Source organism: Mesobacillus maritimus (genome assembly GCF_023715205.1).
In the GTDB taxonomy this organism is placed as follows: domain Bacteria; phylum Bacillota; class Bacilli; order Bacillales; family Cytobacillaceae; genus Mesobacillus_B; species Mesobacillus_B maritimus_C.
In genome coordinates, this window is the sequence record NZ_JAMBNR010000110.1 from 1 (window position 1) to 368 (window position 368).

Below are 368 nucleotides of genomic sequence, written 5' to 3' on the forward strand. Positions count from 1 at the left end.
TTCTCTTTTTAATAAAAGAGAGAAAAACTAAAATGGCGATACTCGGTTTCTTTAAAAGAAGTTCTTTTAAAGAGTTTTACTTTTGCCTTCTTACTTACGATTATCTAGTTTTCAAGGAACAATGTTTTGAGAGAAAAATGCACTCTCAAAACTAAACAAACAAGCGATTAACAGTGAAAATCTTTAGATTTTCTTAATGCAATTTTCGTGAAATTGCTAGTCACAGACCATAAGGTCTGAGTTCCGAATGTCCTTAAGACATTATCCTTAGAAAGGAGGTGATCCAGCCGCACCTTCCGATACGGCTACCTTGTTACGACTTCACCCCAATCATCTGTCCCACCTTAGGCGGCTGGCCCCAGGGGCAA

At 38.3% G+C, this 368-nt stretch carries 1 rRNA gene; it reads right to left on the reverse strand.

Annotation, left to right across the window (positions count from 1 at the left end):
• Nucleotides 1-271: 271 nt before the first annotated feature.
• Nucleotides 272-368: ribosomal RNA gene (locus tag M3182_RS25860) — 16S ribosomal RNA — on the reverse strand; the annotation flags it as partial.